The sequence below is a fragment of the Paenibacillus solisilvae genome, from assembly GCF_042656405.1.
GTDB classification, from domain to species: Bacteria; Bacillota; Bacilli; order Paenibacillales; family Paenibacillaceae; genus Paenibacillus_Z; species Paenibacillus_Z solisilvae.
The window spans coordinates 283,970-300,800 of record NZ_JBHSOW010000015.1 but is presented as its reverse complement, the minus strand read 5'-3'; the positions used below and the strand labels follow the sequence as shown (position 1 = coordinate 300,800).

Sequence of the window (16,831 nt, the reverse complement as noted above, 5' to 3'; positions counted from 1 at the left end):
TCCATTATCCTAATGCTGATGCAAAAGGGGACAACCCTCGTGGTCATGGCGAAAAATGATTAAAATAGCATGTGTGCTTACGAAGCGGGTTTTTGCTCGATCGGCTTACTCAAGCCTGATCGGGTAGAACTCCGCAAAAACGAGCGTAAGCTTCCGAAGTCAGTTTTTAGCCTGCATGGCTGATGATTACTTGGGAAGCGCGCTAAAAACTTTTAGGAGGTTTCTTTTCTAATGTCAAAAGCGGTTCAATTTGATTACAGTAAAGCACTGGCCTTTATCGGGCAGCATGAGGTTGATTATTTGGCGGATCAAGTACGTGCGGCGCACGACCAGCTGCATAAAGGCACAGGTGCAGGCTCTGACTACTTGGGCTGGATCGACCTTCCGACTAACTATGATAAAGAAGAGTTTTCACGCATTCAGCAGGCGGCAGCTAAGATTAAATCGGATTCGGAAGTGCTGGTCGTCATTGGTATCGGCGGTTCGTACCTCGGTGCCCGTGCAGCAATCGAAATGCTCTCCAACTCCTTCTATAACCTGCAGCCGAAAGAACAGCGCAAAGGTCCGCAAGTGCTGTTTGCCGGTAACAATATCAGTTCTACATATGTCACTCACCTGCTTCAACTGCTTGAAGGCCGCGATTGGTCGATTAACGTCATCTCCAAATCCGGTACAACGACAGAACCGGCTATTGCTTTCCGTGTGTTCCGCGAATCGCTTGAAACCAAGTACGGCAAAGCTGAAGCACGTAAACGCATCTATGCAACGACTGACCGTGAGAAGGGCGCTCTGAAGAAGCTGGCAACCGAAGAAGGTTATGAATCCTTCATCATTCCAGATGATGTTGGCGGACGGTACTCCGTTCTCACAGCTGTAGGCTTGCTTCCAATCGCTGCAGCCGGCATCGACATCGAGTCGATGATGAAAGGCGCAGCCGACGCTTCCGTCGCTTACAGCAGCCCTAACCTTGCTGAGAATGAAGCTTACCAGTATGCAGCAGCCCGCAATGCGCTTTACCGCAAAGGCAAAGCAACTGAAATTCTCGTAAACTACGAGCCTTCCCTGCATTTCGTATCCGAGTGGTGGAAACAGCTCTTCGGCGAAAGCGAAGGTAAAGACTATAAAGGTATTTTCCCGGCGGCTGTTGATTTCTCAACCGATCTGCACTCTATGGGACAGTTCATTCAAGAAGGTAACCGCAACATCTTCGAAACGGTTATCCAGGTTGGAAAGGTTGCGGAAGAAATTACGATCGCACATGATGCGAACGATTTGGACGGATTGAACTTCCTGACAGGCAAAACCATGGATTTTGTCAATAAAAAAGCTTTCGAAGGCACGCTGCTTGCTCATACAGACGGACAAGTTCCTAATTTTATCGTGAACATTGCTGATTTGACGCCGTATACGTTCGGCTATATGGTGTATTTCTTTGAGAAAGCTTGCGGGATCAGCGGTTACCTGCTGGGCGTTAATCCATTTGACCAGCCGGGCGTTGAAGCTTACAAAAAGAACATGTTTGCCCTTCTTGGCAAACCAGGCTACGAGAAAGAAAAAGCGGAGCTTGAAGCCCGTCTATAATTAGTGATGCTCAGCAGATACAAGACGGTAAGGCAGCAGGCCAGCAAAGAAATTGTCATTAAGAAATCCCGCTTTATCGGATTTGGTAAGCCTGCGGCGACCGAAGCGGACGCGATCGCTTTTATCGAAGAAATCAAGAAGCAGCACTGGAATGCAACCCATAACTGTTCTGCTTATATGATTGGCGAGCGGGACGAAATTCAGAAGCAATCCGATGACGGTGAACCGAGCGGTACGGCGGGCAAACCGATTCTTGAAGTGATGAAGAATCAGGGGCTCAAAAATACCGTCATTGTCGTCACGCGTTATTTTGGCGGAATTATGCTTGGTGCAGGAGGGCTCATTCGGGCTTATACGGACGGCGCCGTAGCCGCTATTGAGGCGGCTGAGCCGATCGTTCAAGTGCTGCATCAGGAGGTCATTGTTAACGTCGACTATACGTGGTACGGAAAGCTCGAGAATGAGTTCCATGCTCGCGGCGTACGCCTAGGAGCTGTGGATTTTACGGATCGGGTTATGATAACATGCTTGCCTGAAGCCCCGGAGGCGGAGCGGTTCACAGCATGGATTACCGATGTTACACAAGGACAAGCGCTCATTACGAGCGGTGAAAGCCGCTATTATATTGAAGGAGAGTAATACCGATCTCCATGTTACTCAAGAACTCCCCCATAAATTAAATGGGGGAGTTCTGTTTTTTTCATAGAATCAATCACTTTTTCTTATATTAATCATTGACTAGACATGCGGCTGAATGCTAAATTATTAATTACCTAGTAATTTAATAGGGATTAGCGCGATTCCTCAAGGAAAGCGTCAGGGGGTTAAGTCAGCTTTGAATTTCATGATGCGCAGCCGGTGGTGGAGCTTCGGATTCCGCAGTACCATTATGCTGTATTTTATTGTACTTATCGTATTGCCCATTATCGGCATCTATTCACAGTCTTTATCACTGGGCTGGCTTCCTTTTTGGGAAAGCATTACTGATCCCCTCGCGTGGAAGGCCGTATGGCTCACATTGAAGCTAGCCATTCTAGCTACGGTTATTAATGTGCTGTTAGGCACGATGATTGGCTGGGTTCTGATCCGTTACCGGTTTCCCGGAAGAAGATTATTAAACAGCTTAGTGGACTTGCCTTTTGCGCTGCCGACGGCTGTTGGCGGATTGATGATACTGCTGCTGCTCGGTCCGAACAGTTTGGTCGGGGGACTTGCAGAGAAGCTTGGCACTGAAATAGTTTTTCATGAACCGTCCATCATCATTGCAATGGTATTTGTCACATTCCCTTTCGTCATTCGCGCGGTGCAGCCGCTGCTGGAGGAGCTGGACAAATCCGAGGAAGAAGCCTCGTATACACTTGGCGCATCGAAAGCCAAGACGTTCTTCCAAGTGATCTTCCCGTCTATGCTTCCGGGTATTCTGAGCGGAGCGATGCTGGCCTTCTCAAGAGCATTGGCCGAATTCGGTGCCGTCGTTCTGGTAGCAGGCAATATTCCCGGCAAAACGCTTATCGCGGCGGTTTACATTTTCGGGGAAATTGAAAGTGATAATACGCAAGGGGCTGCGGCTGTATCGGTGCTGCTGCTCACGCTTTCCTTTCTAATTCTATGGGCTGTCAACCTCGTCCAATCGAGGAGGCTCGGCAAATGAGGAAGCTATGGATCACACTTACGTACGCTGTATTTCTTGTCCTCATCATTGCCCCGCTTATTAAGATTTTTACCGGGTCTTGGGAGGATGGCTGGAGCGGTTTCGTTGATGCCTTGACACGCAAGGAATCCTTACATGCCTTAATGATGACCGGTATTATTGTAGTTTTCGTAACTGTTATTAATACGATTTTCGGTGTTATGCTGGCTTTATATCTGGTGAGAGCGACTTGGATTGGCAGACGTCTGAAACAACTGCTTAACAGTATTGTGGATCTGCCATTTGCCGTATCGCCTGTCATTGGCGGCCTTATGATTGTGCTGATGCTCGGACCAAATTCCATTATCGGTGCTTTCTTTGAAGACATTGGGTTTAAAGTCGTTTACGCGCTGCCGGGTATGATTCTGGCTACTCTGTTCGTTACCTTCCCCCTCATGGTACGTGAGGTTATGCCGGTACTGCAGGAGATCGGGGCACAGCAGGAGGAGGCTTCCTCTACGCTCGGCGCATATTCTTGGTATACATTCTGGTATGTCACCTGGCCATCGATTCGCTGGGGCGTTATCTACGGCATTGTATTGACCGTTGCGCGTTCACTCGGAGAATTCGGCGCAGTGCTTGTCGTTTCAGGCAATATTATGAACAAAACACAGACAGCGACAACGCTTGTCTATCAAGATGTTGAGAATTTCAATGTGACGGCGGCCAGCAGCGTAGCGCTTGTGCTTGCGGCTTTCTCGGTCGGATTGCTGCTTCTCATGGAATGGGCCAAAAAGAGAAAGGAAGTGCATTGAGCGATGCATATCGAGGTGCGCGGTTTAAATAAACAGTTCGGTGATTTTCATGCGGTAAATCAGGTCAATTTTGAGATTGCCAAAGGTCAGCTGATTGGTCTTCTTGGACCAAGCGGCGGTGGTAAAACGTCCATTCTGCGCATGCTGGCTGGGCTTGAGACACCAACGTCAGGCGATATCATTTTCCATGGTAAACGGGTGAATGAGCTGCCTCCTCAAGAGCGGGGAATCGGCTTCGTATTTCAAAACTATGCCCTGTTTAAACATATGACGGTGTTTGATAATGTTGCTTTCGGCTTGAAGGTCAAGAAGACGCCTAAGGATCAGATCCGTGATCGCGTGATGACACTGGTCGAGCTTACCGGCCTCAAGGGCTTCGAGCATCGTTATCCGCATCAGCTCTCCGGCGGACAGCGTCAGCGTGTTGCCTTTGCCCGCGCGCTTGCGCCTGAGCCGCAGCTGCTGCTGCTCGATGAGCCATTTGCGGCGATTGACGCCAAAATCCGTTCCGAGCTGCGTACTTGGCTCAAGGATATGATTGAACGCCTTGGCATCACTTCAATCTTCGTTACGCATGACCAAGACGAGGCGATCGAGGTTGCTGACGAAATTATGATTATAAGCAAAGGGCGGCTTGAGCAAAAAGGAACGCCTTGGGATATTTATAAAAACCCGCAAACACAGTTTGTCGCCAGCTTCATTGGGGAGTCCACCATTGTCGAGCAGGTAGACCGGCTTCCCGGTTTCGAGGAAGCGGCGAAATGGCCGGGTACACAAGCACTTATTCGTCCCGAATATATCGAGATTGGCAGGCTTAACGAATTCCGTATGCCGTCGGCAACCGTCGCAGGGAAAGTGAAGCACGTTCATTTCCGCGGCAGTGAATGGATGATTGAGGTAGAGGTTGGCGACATCAAGCTGATCACCTACCGTTCGCTGGAGAAGGATGTCCTTCACCCTGGCGATCAAGTGCATGTCCTTATCCACCGGGCATATCTGTTCAATGACAACGATACCTGGATTATGGAGAACAAGCTCAAAGAAGACCCGATGCCGGTTTATATCTAAAATATAAGGCTATAAAGAAAGCGTTGTGTACACAATGAAACCTACCCTAACTAAAGGATGGCGTTTGATAGGCTTGACCCTGATGAGTGTTACCCTGCTTGCGTTAGCAGCATGCAATGGCGGCAGCGGGCAGAATGAGGGAAGTAAGCCGGCGGCTGCTGCAAAGGGCGATGTCACGCTCGTCATCGGCGCCTATTCTGTCGACAGAGATGCATTTACGGAAATTCTCCCTAAGTTCCAGGCCAAGTGGAAGGCCGAGACCGGTCAAACCGTAACCTTCCAAGAGTCTTATGAAGCATCCGGCACTCAAGCGCGCGCCATTGCAGGCGGCTTCGAAGCGGATGTAGCGGCGCTTGCCATGGAAGGCGATATGGACAAGATTAAGAAGGCCGGATTTATTACGAAGGATTGGAAGAAAGCCGAGCCAAACGAGGGTATGATTACCCGTTCAGTGGCTGTACTTGGCACCCGTGAGGGCAATCCGAAGGGCATTCATGACTGGGAGGATTTGACCCGTGAAGGAGTAAAAGTTCTCTATCCGAATCCGAAGACCTCCGGCGGGGCGCAGTGGGATATTAATGCGATGTACGGAGCGGGGCTGAAGCAATCCGAAGCTGAAACCGGCAAGAAGGATCCAGCCTTTGCAAAAGCGTTTCTGGAGCGGATCCATGCGAATGTCGAATCGCTTGACAAGAGCGGACGCGCATCGATGGCGGCTTTCGAGTATGGGGTCGGGGATGTCATCGTAACCTACGAGAATGAGCTGCTCGCTCGTATTAAGCAGGGGGTTCATTATGAGGTTATCGTCCCGAAGTCGACGATCCTGATTGAGAATCCGGCTGCTGTCGTAGATGTAAATGCGGACAAACACGGTACGCGCAAGGTGGCGGAAGCTTTTGTCCATTATTTGCACAGTGAGGAAGCCCAGCAGCTGTTTGCAGATCACGGCTTCCGTCCTGTGGACGAGAAGGTCATGCAGCGCGTAAGCAAGAACTACGTGATCCCTGAGGACCTATTCGATATCAGCTATCTGGGAGGCTGGGATAACGTTCGTAAGACGCTGTATTCGCCTAAAGGAGTCTGGTATCAGGTGCTTGCAGGCATTTAAATCCGTTTATTCGGAAGCTTGGCTGAGCGTTTATTCTTGCTCAGGACTGCTCAATAGAATCATGCGCAAAGAAGCTCCCGGCTGATAAAGCCGGGAGCTTCTTCATTTGGATCAGGCATTCTTTCACTTGGATGCCGAAGTAATGGTAAGCGCGTCAGTCGAATAAGCAGCTTTGGCTTTCAGCACTTTTGTAAAGAAAGAAACAGGAACGTATACCTGGTTATTCTTTAGAGCTGGAGCCGCTCCGAGAGTGAATTCGGGCATTATATCCGTCCAGTAAATGTCTCTGTTTATCTGAACGTATAGGGTTGTACCGCCTTTAGACAGCTCTACTTGATGAGCGGGGGCTGAATAATTCAGCTTATAGCCAAGTGCACTTGCAATCGAACGTAACGGCGCCATCGCAATCCCTTCTTCATTCGCATAGAGCGCTGAAGATTGCAAGGTTTTGCCGTTCACTATGACGTTTAAAGAGCTGAGGTTACCGGGTGCATTCGATTTATGACCGGGAAGCGCGATATTAAACTCTGGTATTCCAGCGGCATAAGGAGCGATTTCGTACTGCTGGAACACGATAACCGCCCGGCCGTCTTGAACGTAGAAGCTCTGCCCGTCCGAAATGGTTTTGAAGCTGTCTTGAAAGTAACTTTCCGGATCCTTGGCGATGGCTGCGCTGATTTTGGCATTGACGATCTTTCTATAGTCGTTGCCGTACAGATCCTTTAACGTGATTCGCGCGGCTGCAGTTTTGTTGCGGACATTATAGGTATCCACGCGTGTAGAGCCATGAGCACCACCGGTGTAGACGTAGGTGAGAATCTTGAGGGATAGAATTCCGTTGACTCCACGGCTTCCATCCGACTTTAATTCATATTGGACAATGACTTCGTAGGGATGAAATTCATATCCGGCGTCGGGATTTTTTTTGAGGGAGGCCGCTTCATCATTGGCTTGTTTCTTGATGACGGTGAAATCCTCCATCGCATGACGGGAAATCATATCGTTAAGCTCCGCTTGATACTGCTTATCTAATAATCCCGCAATAACAGGGATTTGCAGGGTTGCGTTATAGTTAGCCGTTTTCTCATTAAATGCTTTTGTTGTTACTTTGACTGCTGATTGAAGACCGGCAGATATGGATACAGTTTTGGCAGAAGCTGCTGATGCTGGCGGCTGTGCAGCGGCAGATGTATGTGCAAATAAGAATTGAGCTCCGGCAGTAAGCAAGAGACCGCTCAGGGCACCGAATGCCATTACTTTGACAGGATAGTTTTTATATTTCGATTTGATGTTCATGCTTGATCCCTCCATGTTGCAAGTCATTTGGTTATACCTCGATTATAGGCGGCCGCAGAAATGAAGAAGTTACAAAATAGTAAATAACGCTAGTTCTGCTTTACCCGGCACATCTGTATAACGAACCGTTATCCCTTTCATCATAATGATTGATTTCTCTTATCAAGCAATGCCCCGTATAATGAGAACCATCATTAATCAGGAGATGCCCAACATGCAAACACAACCAATTCAGAGCCTTCTTAACGGTAAAATCAACCTCTCTATGACAGCCAAAGCCTGGTTCGGCGGAATCGGCTTTACCCTTGCCTTTGCAGGTATTGGATTCGGATTATCATTACTGCCCGGTCTTCATCTGATCGGACCAATGGCTTGTGCCATTCTGCTTGCGGCTGGTTACCGGCATTTTAACGGATATCCCAAGACGCTTCGTTCCGGTATCCAATTCTCCAGCAAGCAGCTGCTGCGATTGGCGATAGTTCTCTTCGGACTGAAGCTTAATATTCGTGTTGTGCTTCACCAAGGACTTGAACTGCTCATTCGGGATGCCGTTATGGTTATTGCTGCGATCGGGATTACGGTACTGCTCTCCAGATGGATGAAGGGTGACGTCTCCTTATCTCTGCTGCTTGGTATTGGCACAGGGGTATGCGGAGCGGCAGCGATAGCCGCTGTGTCGCCGATTCTGAAAGCGAAAGAGGAGGAAACGGCTCTTGGCGCTGGCTTGATTGCCTTAATTGGGACGGTCTTTGCGGTTGGGTACACGATCATTCGCCCATTCCTAGAAATTACCGATATTCAATATGGCATGTGGTCCGGCGTAAGTTTGCATGAAATTGCCCATGTTGCTTTGGCGGCTGCACCAGCTGGGCAAGATGCGCTTGCCGTTGGCCTGCTTGCCAAGCTTGGACGTGTTTTTCTGCTCGTACCGCTCAGTTTCGTGCTGATGGTCTGGATGAGACGCAAAGGGAAGGCAGGTCAAATGGTTGAGGGTAAAGGTCAAGAAGGCGGAAAAATAGAGTTCCCATGGTTTTTAGTCGGGTTTGTGGGGATGAGCTTATTGGGCAGCTTCGTTCTTGGAGCTGCAGTTCCGCTGCCGGCATGGTTATCAGATGGCCTATCGAAGATAACGGCTTTTGTTCTAACGATGGCCATGGTCGGGCTTGGCCTGAATGTGAATCTGCGGAATTTGCGCATGACCACCGTCAAATCGCTGGCGGCCATGGCGATTGCATCGGTTCTGCTTTCGTTAGTAAATCTGATCACTGTGTAACACAGCACACAACAGCCGGAGCTTACGGCTTTTTTACCAGGCTGTCGTTCGCGGACCTATGGAAGCATTCACGGAAAACCTGCGTACAAATACCGCCTTAATCCGGCGTAAAATCAAGGATCCTTCGAGGTCCACATGTAATGGATGATCGGTTTTGTTGCTGCAGAGTGAAATCCATTCGACCTCCTTGAGAGCTGGCTCGATAGGATGCTGCTCATGAACCGCAGTTCACTTGCTAATAACCCCTGCTTCAGCTGCATAAGAAATCATCCCTATTTTCACCCAATGATGGCCGAATTATCAAAAAATAGAGCTGATCCCTGGCCGTCACCTTCGGTGACGGGGGATCAGCTCTATCTGCTTTAAACTTGTACTTTGCCTAATACAAATTTATCAATGACATGCTTAACTCCATCTTCATTGTTGGATGTGGTTACATACTGCGCCAGTTCCTTCAGCTTCGGTATCGCATTGCCCATTGCGATGCCAAGTCCGGCAGCTTCAATCATTTCATGGTCGTTCCAGGAATCGCCGATGGCGATTACCTCGTCCACGGTACAGCCGATATGTTCGGCCATGAATGCAATCGCGTGACCTTTCGTGCCTTCTTTATGTGTCACCTCGAGGTAATGCGCTTTGGATTTCGTAATATGGGTACGATCACCGATGAGAGGCGCCAGCTCCAAGGCGATTTGGTCCAAATAGTCCGGATCGCCGATCATCAGCATTTTGGTGGAAGGCTGTTCGATCAGCTTCTCAAAGTCGGGCTCTACGACGAATGGAATCTTGGAGAGCGCCGAGTAGCCGCGGGCTTCCTCGTTGTCTTCTCTTACATAGAGGACATCATTAATATACAGCTGGAGATGTAGGCCGCGTTCTAGGCAAAATGCCATTAATTCCTTTGCTGCATCCATAGGAACGCTGCGCTCGTATAGAATCTGCTCATCCAGCAGCGTCTTGACCAAGGAGCCCTGATACGTAATAATCGGGACGTTCAGCTCGATCTGCATGGCGATTTTCTTGGCCGACGGGAACATACGCCCGGTTGCCAGCGTAACGAATACGCCGCTTTCGATAGCCTCGGCAAGTGCCGCTTTCGTTCCTTCCGTTACGACTAGATCATCATTAAGCAGCGTATCATCGATATCAATGGCAATCATTTTGTACATGGGATTCTCCAGCTCCTTTTATTTCTCTTTATAGGTTTGCATTGATTGTAGCGCACAACCGTAGAGCGGGACAAGCAAATAATCACGATTTTGACGAAAGGAACAGGTTCCGGTAGGCACTGGGCGTCATTTGCTCATTCTCCAGAAACCGTTTGTTAAAATAGCTGGGGTTCTCGTAGCCCGACATTTGGGACACCTGATTTACCGGCAGCTCAGCCCGCTCGACCAGGAGCTGCTTCGCGCGCTGGATGCGGCATGCGGTGATGAAGTCCAAAGGGGTTTGACCCGTAGCGTGCCTAAACCATTTGCAGAAGGCAAAGCGGTTCGTCTCCGCCCGCTGCGCCCAGGCGTTCAGATCAAAGGGGGAAGTAGCGGAAGCCTGCATGTCGGGAAGCAGGGCAATAATGCGCTCGATCGCCGAAGCTCCTGCCGTTGGGACGGATAGCGGCTCAGCCTGCTCCATCAGCTCAGCGACAACGCCGTACATGAGCATGGAAAGCCGGGTGGGATGCAGTGTTTTGTGCTGTTCCATTTCCTGCAGCAAATCGTCCATCCGGTATTCAAGCTGCTTGGGTGCCCGTATTCGCCAAACGACGGAGCGGTGGAAACCCCGCTCGGTGAGATCGGCAAGAACGCCGCTGCCATAGAAATGAATCCATTTGACATCCCAGGGCTGCTCCGGATTCGAATAGTAGCACTGCTTCTCACCGGGGAAAAACAATAAAGCATCGCCGGCCCTAAGCTCATAGCGCTGCTGGTCTGTCTCTACGAATCCTGCCCCTGCCGTAATGAGATGCAGGTTGAATTCCTGCAGCAGGCCTGCAGGCCTGTTCACCTCATGGGTTTTTCGATGCTCATAATAGCCCGTTGACTCGGGATAACAATAGAACCGGTCTCGCCTCAGCAGAGGGACCGTCAAATGATCAGCCATACTTCGCCTCCAAGTACAAGTGATGAACAATATTGTTGTATAGGCATCAATATAATATGATTTACAGTGCGGTATGCTTCATTATAATTATCAATATAGAACTAAACAAGATCAGATGGGGAGTGTTAAGTCAGATGATGAAGCGAATCGCAGTTGCCGGAGTAGCGCAAGGTGTTTCCCAGCTCGTCCAAGGTTCGATGATGCTCGGGCTTGATAAGATAGAATATTCGATGGAACTGCTGGATGCCTATGTATCCATTGGCGGCAATACGATCGACAGCGGGCATATTTACGGTCCCAACTCTGCGGGGGCAATCGGGGCGTGGCTGGAGGAGAGGGGCAATCGGGATCAAATCGTTCTGATTGGCAAAGGCGCTCATCCCTACGAACAATCCCGGATGACGAAAACGATCATCGCCAGTGATTTGGCCGAGTCGCTTGAGCGAATGAAAACGGATTACCTGGATATTTATATGCTGCACCGTGACGATCCCAACGTGCATGTCGGGTATATCCTTGAGGGGCTTAATGATCAGCTGGCCGCCGGCCGCTGCCGCTCCTTAGGCGCGTCGAATTGGAGTGTTGCGCGTATCCGCGAGGCCAATGCTTACGCTGCGAAGAATGGGATGACCGGCTTCTCGAACAGCAGCCCGAATCTCAGCTTATCGAAGCCTAATGAACCGCGCTGGGCAGGCTGTGTATCCACATCTGCGGAGGATGAGGCTTGGCATAAGGAATCGCAGCTGCCGGTTCTTTCCTGGTCTTCCCAGTCAGGCGGCTTCTTCACAGACCGATTCTCACCGGAGATCGTAAGCGATGCGGATATGGTTCGTGTGCAGTACAACAGCGACAACTGGGAGCGGAAGCGCCGTGCGGCAGTTTTGGGAGAGAAATATGGTGTAACCGCCAATCATATTGCACTGGCTTACGTGCTTAATCAAGATTTTCCGGTGGCTGCCATCATCGGGCCGAATCAGCCATCAGAGCTGTACGACAGCGCCAAGGCGCTATCGGTCGAACTGTCCGCCGAGGAGCGGAATTGGCTTAATTTGATCACAGAAGCACAGCCGGCTTGATAAGAGGATCCTTTTTTCGGCTCAATAGTAACGGGAAAAGAAGATATAATCGGAGAATTAGGCGCCTGTAGGAGGAGAGGATGCTGCATCATGCAGCGTCCTTTTTCGTTTGATGAGGCGCCTTTTTGGCGAAGCTTGCGGCGCATGCTGGAATGCGATAAAGTGAGTAACAGATCGTTTTTTCGAAGAAGGACTTGTTAGACGGGAAGAGGTGGAGGATTGAGCATTTACGGAGAGAAGGCAGTAAAGCAGCGCAGAGGCGTAACCGTCGGTATTCTTGTAGCTGCAGCTTGTTTAATTGGTTTTGTCGGAGGCCGCATGAGCTTCGAATGGCAGTATCCGATAACGAAAGTAGCAGCCTTCAGTAATTTATCTTATGCCTATAAGGAAATCAGGAATAACTATCTGAATGGAGCGGATTCAAAGGCGCTTGTTGACGGGGCGACGGAAGGGATGGTCGCATCGCTTGAAGATCCGTATTCCGTTTATTTATCCGGCGATAAAGGCGAGCAGTACATGCAATCATACGAGGATCATTTTGTCGGGATCGGGGTTGAGATCCGCGAGCAGGACGGCGACTTTATCATCGAAGATACGATTAAAGGCGCTCCGGCAGAGAAGTCCGGCTTGAAGCCGGGAGATGCCTTTATAACCGTGGACGGGAAGAAGACGAAGGGAATTACGTTAACCGAGCTGAAGCAGCTGGTGCAGGGCAAGGAAGGTTCCATCGCCAAGCTGACGGTCAGCAGAGACGGACTGAAGGAGCCGCTGGAGATATCTGTTGCACGAGGTGCGGTTCCGGTGCATACCGTAACCTCCCAGATGGATAAGAACAAAATCGGAGAGATTGTCATTACCCGGTTTGCCGAGAAAACAGCGGATGAATTCAGCGAAGCAATTGAATCGCTTCAGAAAGAGGGCATGAAAGGGCTGCTTATTGATTTACGCGGCAATCCCGGCGGTCTGCTCGACCCAACCATTGCAATAGCGAACCGCTTCGTACCGAAAGGCAAAGTGATCGTTCAAGTGGTGTACAAGGGAGAGAAGCAGATTATTACGCATAAATCGGATCAGGAAACGCCGTGGAAGCTTCCGATCGCGATCTTGGTTGACGCGCATACCGCTAGCTCGGCTGAGGTGCTGACAGCTGCGCTTAAAGATACCGCGGGAGCGACCGTAATCGGCCAGAAGACGTTCGGCAAGGGAATCGTTCAGAATTTCCGCCAGCTGAAGGACGGCTCGGTGCTTAAGCTGACGGAAGCGCAGTGGCGTTCGCCGAATGGACAATGGATTCACAAGAAAGGCATTGAGCCGACGTTATCGATTGAGGCGCCCGCTTACGCAGAGCTGCCGAGACTGCCGACAGGCCTGCAGCTGAAGAACGGCGATTATGGCGAGATGGTTCAAACCGCGCAGACCATGCTGCAAACGCTTGGTTATGACGTTGGAGCCGGCAAAGGAATTTACGATGATGCTACGGCTGAAGCTGTAAAGGCTTTTCAGCGCGCGGAGGGATTGCCTGATTCAGGCGTGCTGAATGATAAGTCGGCTTATCGCATGACGACTCGTTTATTGGAGAAATACAAGCTCGAAGATCCGCAGCGCAATAAAGCGATGGCGATGCTTACCGCGGCGGAGTAAGCAACGCAAGAGTACGATTTCATACTGCAATGATGCTGCAAAGAGAGTATGAAATTGGAGGGAAACCCTGGATTTGGCTGGGGTTTCTTTTCTTTTCATAGTGTCTGAATGTATAATTATCACTTGTTTTATCTGATCCTTCTAAGGGAAGAAACTTAACGGCAGCACAGTCGGAGGTTCGAATTCAAATCTTCTCGAAGCTTCCATTGATTGTTTCAAAACCGTGTGATATGCTTGTAAAAATTTATTCGGAATCAATTGACAAAATGAGAGCTTATTCTTCCAGAGCTGGTTTACCTGAGGGGAATTCTGGAAGAAAAGCTTCACAAGCGGGGGTTTATTACCCGCAAGGATGGAAGGAACATAAAAACTTTTTAGGAGGGCTTAGATTCATGGCGTTTTATTACACAGAACCATCCCGTACATTCAGTGAATTTCTATTGGTGCCAAACTTAACGACAAAGGATTGCAATCCTTCGAATGTAAGCTTGAAAACACCAATCGTTAAATTTAAAAAGGGCGAGCAGCCTGCCTTTTCTTTAAACATTCCTTTCTCCTCAGCTGTTATGCAGGCCGTATCCGATGACCGGATGGCAGTTGCTCTGGCGCGCTCCGGGGGGATTTCCTTCATCTTCGGTTCCCAATCCGTCGAGTCTCAAGCAGAAATGGTACGCAAAGCGAAAAGCTACAAAGCCGGTTTTGTTGTGAGCCGTTCGAATTTGACACCATCCCATACGCTGAAGGATATACTGGAGCTTAAAGAAAGAACCGGGCATTCCACCGTTGCGATTACGGATGATGGAACGCCAAAAGGCAAGCTGGTCGGTATCGTTACAGGCCGTGATTACCGGTTAAGCCGGGACCCGCTGCATAAGCAGGTCAGCGACTTCATGACCCCTTTCTCGAAGCTTATCTACGGTAAAGCGGGTTTATCACTGTCCGAAGCCAATAATTTGATCTGGGATCACAAGCTGAACTGTCTGCCTGTCGTGGATGAGCAGCAGAAGCTGGAATATCTCGTATTCCGTAAAGATTACGATGAGCACAAAGAAAATCCTTATGAGCTGCTCGATGCGAATAAAAGCTACATCGTAGGTGCAGGAATTAACACCAAGGATTATGAGGAGCGGGTTCCGGCACTCGTGGCGGCTGGAGCTGATGTACTGGTTATCGATTCCTCCGACGGTTTTAGCGAATGGCAGAAAGAGACGATTCAATATGTTAAATCGAACTTCAATGTGAAGATCGGAGCGGGGAATATCGTCGATCGTGAAGGTTTCCTGTATCTTGTTGAAGCCGGAGCTGACTTTATTAAGGTCGGTATTGGCGGCGGATCGATCTGTATCACGCGTGAACAAAAAGGGATCGGCAGGGGCCAGGCTTCCTCTCTAATCGAAGTGGCGGCAGCCAGAGATGAATACTTCCAAGAAACCGGTATCTACATTCCGATTTGTTCAGACGGCGGTATCGTTCACGATTATCACATTACGCTTTCACTTGCGATGGGAGCCGATTTCGTAATGATGGGCCGATATTTCGCCCGTTTTGATGAGAGTCCGACAAGAAAGCTGAAGATTGGCAACAATTTCGTTAAAGAGTTCTGGGGCGAAGGCTCCAACAGAGCCCGCAACTGGCAGCGATACGATACAGGGGGCAAGCAGGGGCTGGTCTTCGAAGAGGGTGTAGACTCCTATGTTCCATATGCCGGCGGCCTGCAGGAGAACCTGGACAAGACGCTTCACAAAATCAAATCCACCATGTGCAACTGCGGATCGACGACGATCAGCGAGCTGCAAAAGAATGCACGTATTACGCTCGTATCCGCGACAAGTATTGTCGAGGGCGGCGCTCATGACGTTATTTTGAAGGAAAACAGCATTTCCGGCGAATAATACCGGTTCATTAACGGGGTGTATCCTCAGGTCGCAATGACCTGTGGGTACACCCTTTTTGGTGATCTGGCAGCAAAAAACCGCAAACCGGGTTCAAACGGTTCACGGCTTCGGATGTAAAAGTCAGGACAGCGTCTCCCATTGCTCCCACATATCGCGTGGATTGCACTCGTAGATTTCCTTTTCCCGGTAAAGATAGGCATGCATGATGAATTCACGTCGAATCGTTGCAAAGTCGGGATGGAACTGCTGAATGAACGTATTCAGTTCTTTCTCCGTATAGGATTTGCCTTGCTCGAGCTTCTCGGCCATGCTCTCGAGCACGATTCGTTTCTTCTTCAGCTGGGCTGGGATATGCTTCAGCTTCCCTTCAGCAGTGAAGAAGTTACGAAGCACGGATTGTTTTAATTTTGCGTTCTTCTCGTCCATGGTATGGGGCTCCCTTGTTTCTTCACTTTGTCCTTCGATCAAATCCTGAAGAGCAGCGGCATACTGCTTCAGAAAGTACCGGTCCAGTGAGAAGTAAATGGCATTCTTATCCCGCCGTTCATGAATCAGACTAACTGCTCTGAGCTTCGACGCATGGTGGGTAATCGTAGCGGGGGAGAGGCACAGCTTCTCTGCAAGCGTCTGTCCGGTTAATTCACCCTCGGCTAATAAAACCAACAGCCGGACACGCGTCGGATCGGCTAAAGCTTTATGGTAATTCACGATTTTATCCAATTGCATCATGGATGGAGATTCACCTGCCTGCATTTAAATTTGATATATATCTAATTAAATATTAATCTAATTTAATTGGCGATGTCAACAGTCAATAAGACCGGATATCTATTTCCGCGCATAATAATAGGGATCCCGCTTGTCAGTTGACAACCAGAATCCCTACCGAATCTTCTCAAACGTATTCAATTGGTACTGCACTCCATTCAACAACTTCCGTTGCTATTGATTAACTGTTCTTACAGTTTCTTTGATTAACCTACACCTAGTGATCGACGTTATCCGCTTTGCTGGGCCCCGCATGTCCTGTAAGCAATGAACCTAATCCTGCTTACTCCTTCCCAAATTAATGATAGGACATACTTCGCTTACCTGCTTCATTGGACTATCCCCTCTCGGTATAGTTTTCCAATCATTTCCTGATAATCATCCAGTGCGTACTGCTTACTGCTTACTGCTTTGCTCTGAATGATATGACCTAAGTGTACAGGCATTCTATGTATTTTGTAAATATTCAGAATAATCAAAAAATAAGCAGAAAGGCTCACTTTTTATCAATTTTCTCCTCTATACTCCTTTTTCTTTACAATTTCGCAACTTAATGCGTCTGAAGGCAGATCCCGATTAA

Annotated in this window: 14 protein-coding genes and 1 pseudogene; 11 read left to right on the top strand and 4 right to left on the bottom strand. The window is 49.2% G+C overall.

The features are described 5' to 3' along the window. Positions 1-231 precede the first annotated feature (231 nt). The 6 genes from ACFPYJ_RS04085 (at position 232) to ACFPYJ_RS04060 (ending at position 6,202) form a co-directional block, all read left to right on the top strand. Positions 232-1,581 carry a glucose-6-phosphate isomerase gene (locus ACFPYJ_RS04085; RefSeq protein WP_379186758.1) on the top strand — a complete coding sequence of 450 codons (1,350 nt, stop codon included), beginning with the start codon at positions 232-234 and terminating at the stop codon, positions 1,579-1,581. 6 nt (positions 1,582-1,587) lie between these two features. Beyond that, positions 1,588-2,220 carry a YigZ family protein gene (locus tag ACFPYJ_RS04080; RefSeq protein ID WP_379186825.1) on the top strand — a complete coding sequence of 211 codons (633 nt, stop codon included), beginning with the start codon at positions 1,588-1,590 and terminating at the stop codon, positions 2,218-2,220. Positions 2,221-2,425: 205 nt separating this feature from the next. Continuing rightward, complete coding sequence (cysT, locus tag ACFPYJ_RS04075; RefSeq protein WP_379186824.1) at positions 2,426-3,232, top strand: sulfate ABC transporter permease subunit CysT; 807 nt, start codon at positions 2,426-2,428, stop codon at positions 3,230-3,232. After that, entirely contained in the window at positions 3,229-4,026 is a 798-nt protein-coding gene (locus ACFPYJ_RS04070; protein WP_379186757.1) for a sulfate ABC transporter permease subunit, read from the top strand. The genes cysT and ACFPYJ_RS04070 overlap by 4 nt, the downstream gene beginning before the upstream one ends. Before the next feature lie 3 nt (positions 4,027-4,029). Beyond that, positions 4,030-5,094: a sulfate/molybdate ABC transporter ATP-binding protein gene (locus ACFPYJ_RS04065; protein ID WP_379186756.1), complete on the top strand. Its 1,065-nt coding sequence runs from the start codon at positions 4,030-4,032 to the stop codon at positions 5,092-5,094. A gap of 82 nt (positions 5,095-5,176) precedes the next feature. Further along, on the top strand, positions 5,177-6,202 hold the full coding sequence (locus ACFPYJ_RS04060) for a sulfate ABC transporter substrate-binding protein (RefSeq protein WP_379186823.1): 1,026 nt from the start codon (positions 5,177-5,179) through the stop codon (positions 6,200-6,202). Positions 6,203-6,325: 123 nt separating this feature from the next. Here ACFPYJ_RS04060 and ACFPYJ_RS04055 read toward each other — a convergent pair whose 3' ends face one another. Then, positions 6,326-7,498, bottom strand: coding sequence for a PdaC/SigV domain-containing protein (locus tag ACFPYJ_RS04055; protein WP_379186755.1), 1,173 nt, complete (start codon positions 7,496-7,498; stop codon positions 6,326-6,328). Between the two features lie 214 nt (positions 7,499-7,712). Between ACFPYJ_RS04055 and ACFPYJ_RS04050 the strand changes: the two genes are divergently transcribed. Both ACFPYJ_RS04050 and ACFPYJ_RS04045 read left to right on the top strand, forming a co-directional pair. After that, the gene (locus ACFPYJ_RS04050) at positions 7,713-8,771 is read left to right on the top strand and encodes a YeiH family protein (RefSeq protein WP_379186754.1); all 1,059 of its coding nucleotides are present in this window, start codon (positions 7,713-7,715) and stop codon (positions 8,769-8,771) included. 37 nt (positions 8,772-8,808) lie between these two features. Then, a pseudogene (locus ACFPYJ_RS04045) lies at positions 8,809-8,895 on the top strand (spore germination protein); the annotation flags it as partial. A 238-nt stretch (positions 8,896-9,133) separates the two neighbouring features. On the opposite strand, the gene ACFPYJ_RS04040 reads toward ACFPYJ_RS04045, so the two are convergent. Together ACFPYJ_RS04040 and ACFPYJ_RS04035 are read right to left on the bottom strand one after the other, a co-directional pair. Next, positions 9,134-9,940, bottom strand: coding sequence for a Cof-type HAD-IIB family hydrolase (locus ACFPYJ_RS04040; RefSeq protein WP_379186753.1), 807 nt, complete (start codon positions 9,938-9,940; stop codon positions 9,134-9,136). Positions 9,941-10,022: 82 nt separating this feature from the next. After that, positions 10,023-10,871, bottom strand: coding sequence for a helix-turn-helix transcriptional regulator (locus tag ACFPYJ_RS04035; RefSeq protein ID WP_379186752.1), 849 nt, complete (start codon positions 10,869-10,871; stop codon positions 10,023-10,025). A 134-nt stretch (positions 10,872-11,005) separates the two neighbouring features. On the opposite strand from ACFPYJ_RS04035, the gene ACFPYJ_RS04030 reads away from it, so the two are divergent. The 3 genes from ACFPYJ_RS04030 (at position 11,006) to ACFPYJ_RS04020 (ending at position 15,480) form a co-directional block, all read left to right on the top strand. After that, on the top strand, positions 11,006-11,947 hold the full coding sequence (locus tag ACFPYJ_RS04030) for an aldo/keto reductase (protein WP_379186751.1): 942 nt from the start codon (positions 11,006-11,008) through the stop codon (positions 11,945-11,947). Positions 11,948-12,166: 219 nt separating this feature from the next. After that, the gene (locus ACFPYJ_RS04025; protein ID WP_379186750.1) at positions 12,167-13,588 is read left to right on the top strand and encodes a S41 family peptidase; all 1,422 of its coding nucleotides are present in this window, start codon (positions 12,167-12,169) and stop codon (positions 13,586-13,588) included. A 392-nt stretch (positions 13,589-13,980) separates the two neighbouring features. After that, positions 13,981-15,480, top strand: a complete 1,500-nt coding sequence (locus ACFPYJ_RS04020) for an IMP dehydrogenase (RefSeq protein ID WP_379186749.1) — start codon at positions 13,981-13,983, stop codon at positions 15,478-15,480. A 123-nt stretch (positions 15,481-15,603) separates the two neighbouring features. Here ACFPYJ_RS04020 and ACFPYJ_RS04015 read toward each other — a convergent pair whose 3' ends face one another. Next, complete coding sequence (locus ACFPYJ_RS04015; protein WP_379186822.1) at positions 15,604-16,209, bottom strand: DUF2087 domain-containing protein; 606 nt, start codon at positions 16,207-16,209, stop codon at positions 15,604-15,606. Positions 16,210-16,831: the final 622 nt, after the last annotated feature.

What these genes read in the sequence shown, in the direction of transcription:
- ACFPYJ_RS04085 (WP_379186758.1), top strand. Translation starts at nt 232, where the DNA reads ATGTCAAAAGCGGTTCAATTTGATTACAGTAAAGCACTGGCCTTTATC.
- ACFPYJ_RS04080 (WP_379186825.1), top strand. Translation starts at nt 1,588, where the DNA reads ATGCTCAGCAGATACAAGACGGTAAGGCAGCAGGCCAGCAAAGAAATT.
- cysT (WP_379186824.1), top strand. Translation starts at nt 2,426, where the DNA reads ATGATGCGCAGCCGGTGGTGGAGCTTCGGATTCCGCAGTACCATTATG.
- ACFPYJ_RS04070 (WP_379186757.1), top strand. Translation starts at nt 3,229, where the DNA reads ATGAGGAAGCTATGGATCACACTTACGTACGCTGTATTTCTTGTCCTC.
- ACFPYJ_RS04065 (WP_379186756.1), top strand. Translation starts at nt 4,030, where the DNA reads ATGCATATCGAGGTGCGCGGTTTAAATAAACAGTTCGGTGATTTTCAT.
- ACFPYJ_RS04060 (WP_379186823.1), top strand. Translation starts at nt 5,177, where the DNA reads ATGAGTGTTACCCTGCTTGCGTTAGCAGCATGCAATGGCGGCAGCGGG.
- ACFPYJ_RS04055 (WP_379186755.1), bottom strand. Translation starts at nt 7,498, where the DNA reads ATGAACATCAAATCGAAATATAAAAACTATCCTGTCAAAGTAATGGCA.
- ACFPYJ_RS04050 (WP_379186754.1), top strand. Translation starts at nt 7,713, where the DNA reads ATGCAAACACAACCAATTCAGAGCCTTCTTAACGGTAAAATCAACCTC.
- ACFPYJ_RS04040 (WP_379186753.1), bottom strand. Translation starts at nt 9,940, where the DNA reads ATGTACAAAATGATTGCCATTGATATCGATGATACGCTGCTTAATGAT.
- ACFPYJ_RS04035 (WP_379186752.1), bottom strand. Translation starts at nt 10,871, where the DNA reads ATGGCTGATCATTTGACGGTCCCTCTGCTGAGGCGAGACCGGTTCTAT.
- ACFPYJ_RS04030 (WP_379186751.1), top strand. Translation starts at nt 11,006, where the DNA reads ATGATGAAGCGAATCGCAGTTGCCGGAGTAGCGCAAGGTGTTTCCCAG.
- ACFPYJ_RS04020 (WP_379186749.1), top strand. Translation starts at nt 13,981, where the DNA reads ATGGCGTTTTATTACACAGAACCATCCCGTACATTCAGTGAATTTCTA.
- ACFPYJ_RS04015 (WP_379186822.1), bottom strand. Translation starts at nt 16,209, where the DNA reads ATGCAATTGGATAAAATCGTGAATTACCATAAAGCTTTAGCCGATCCG.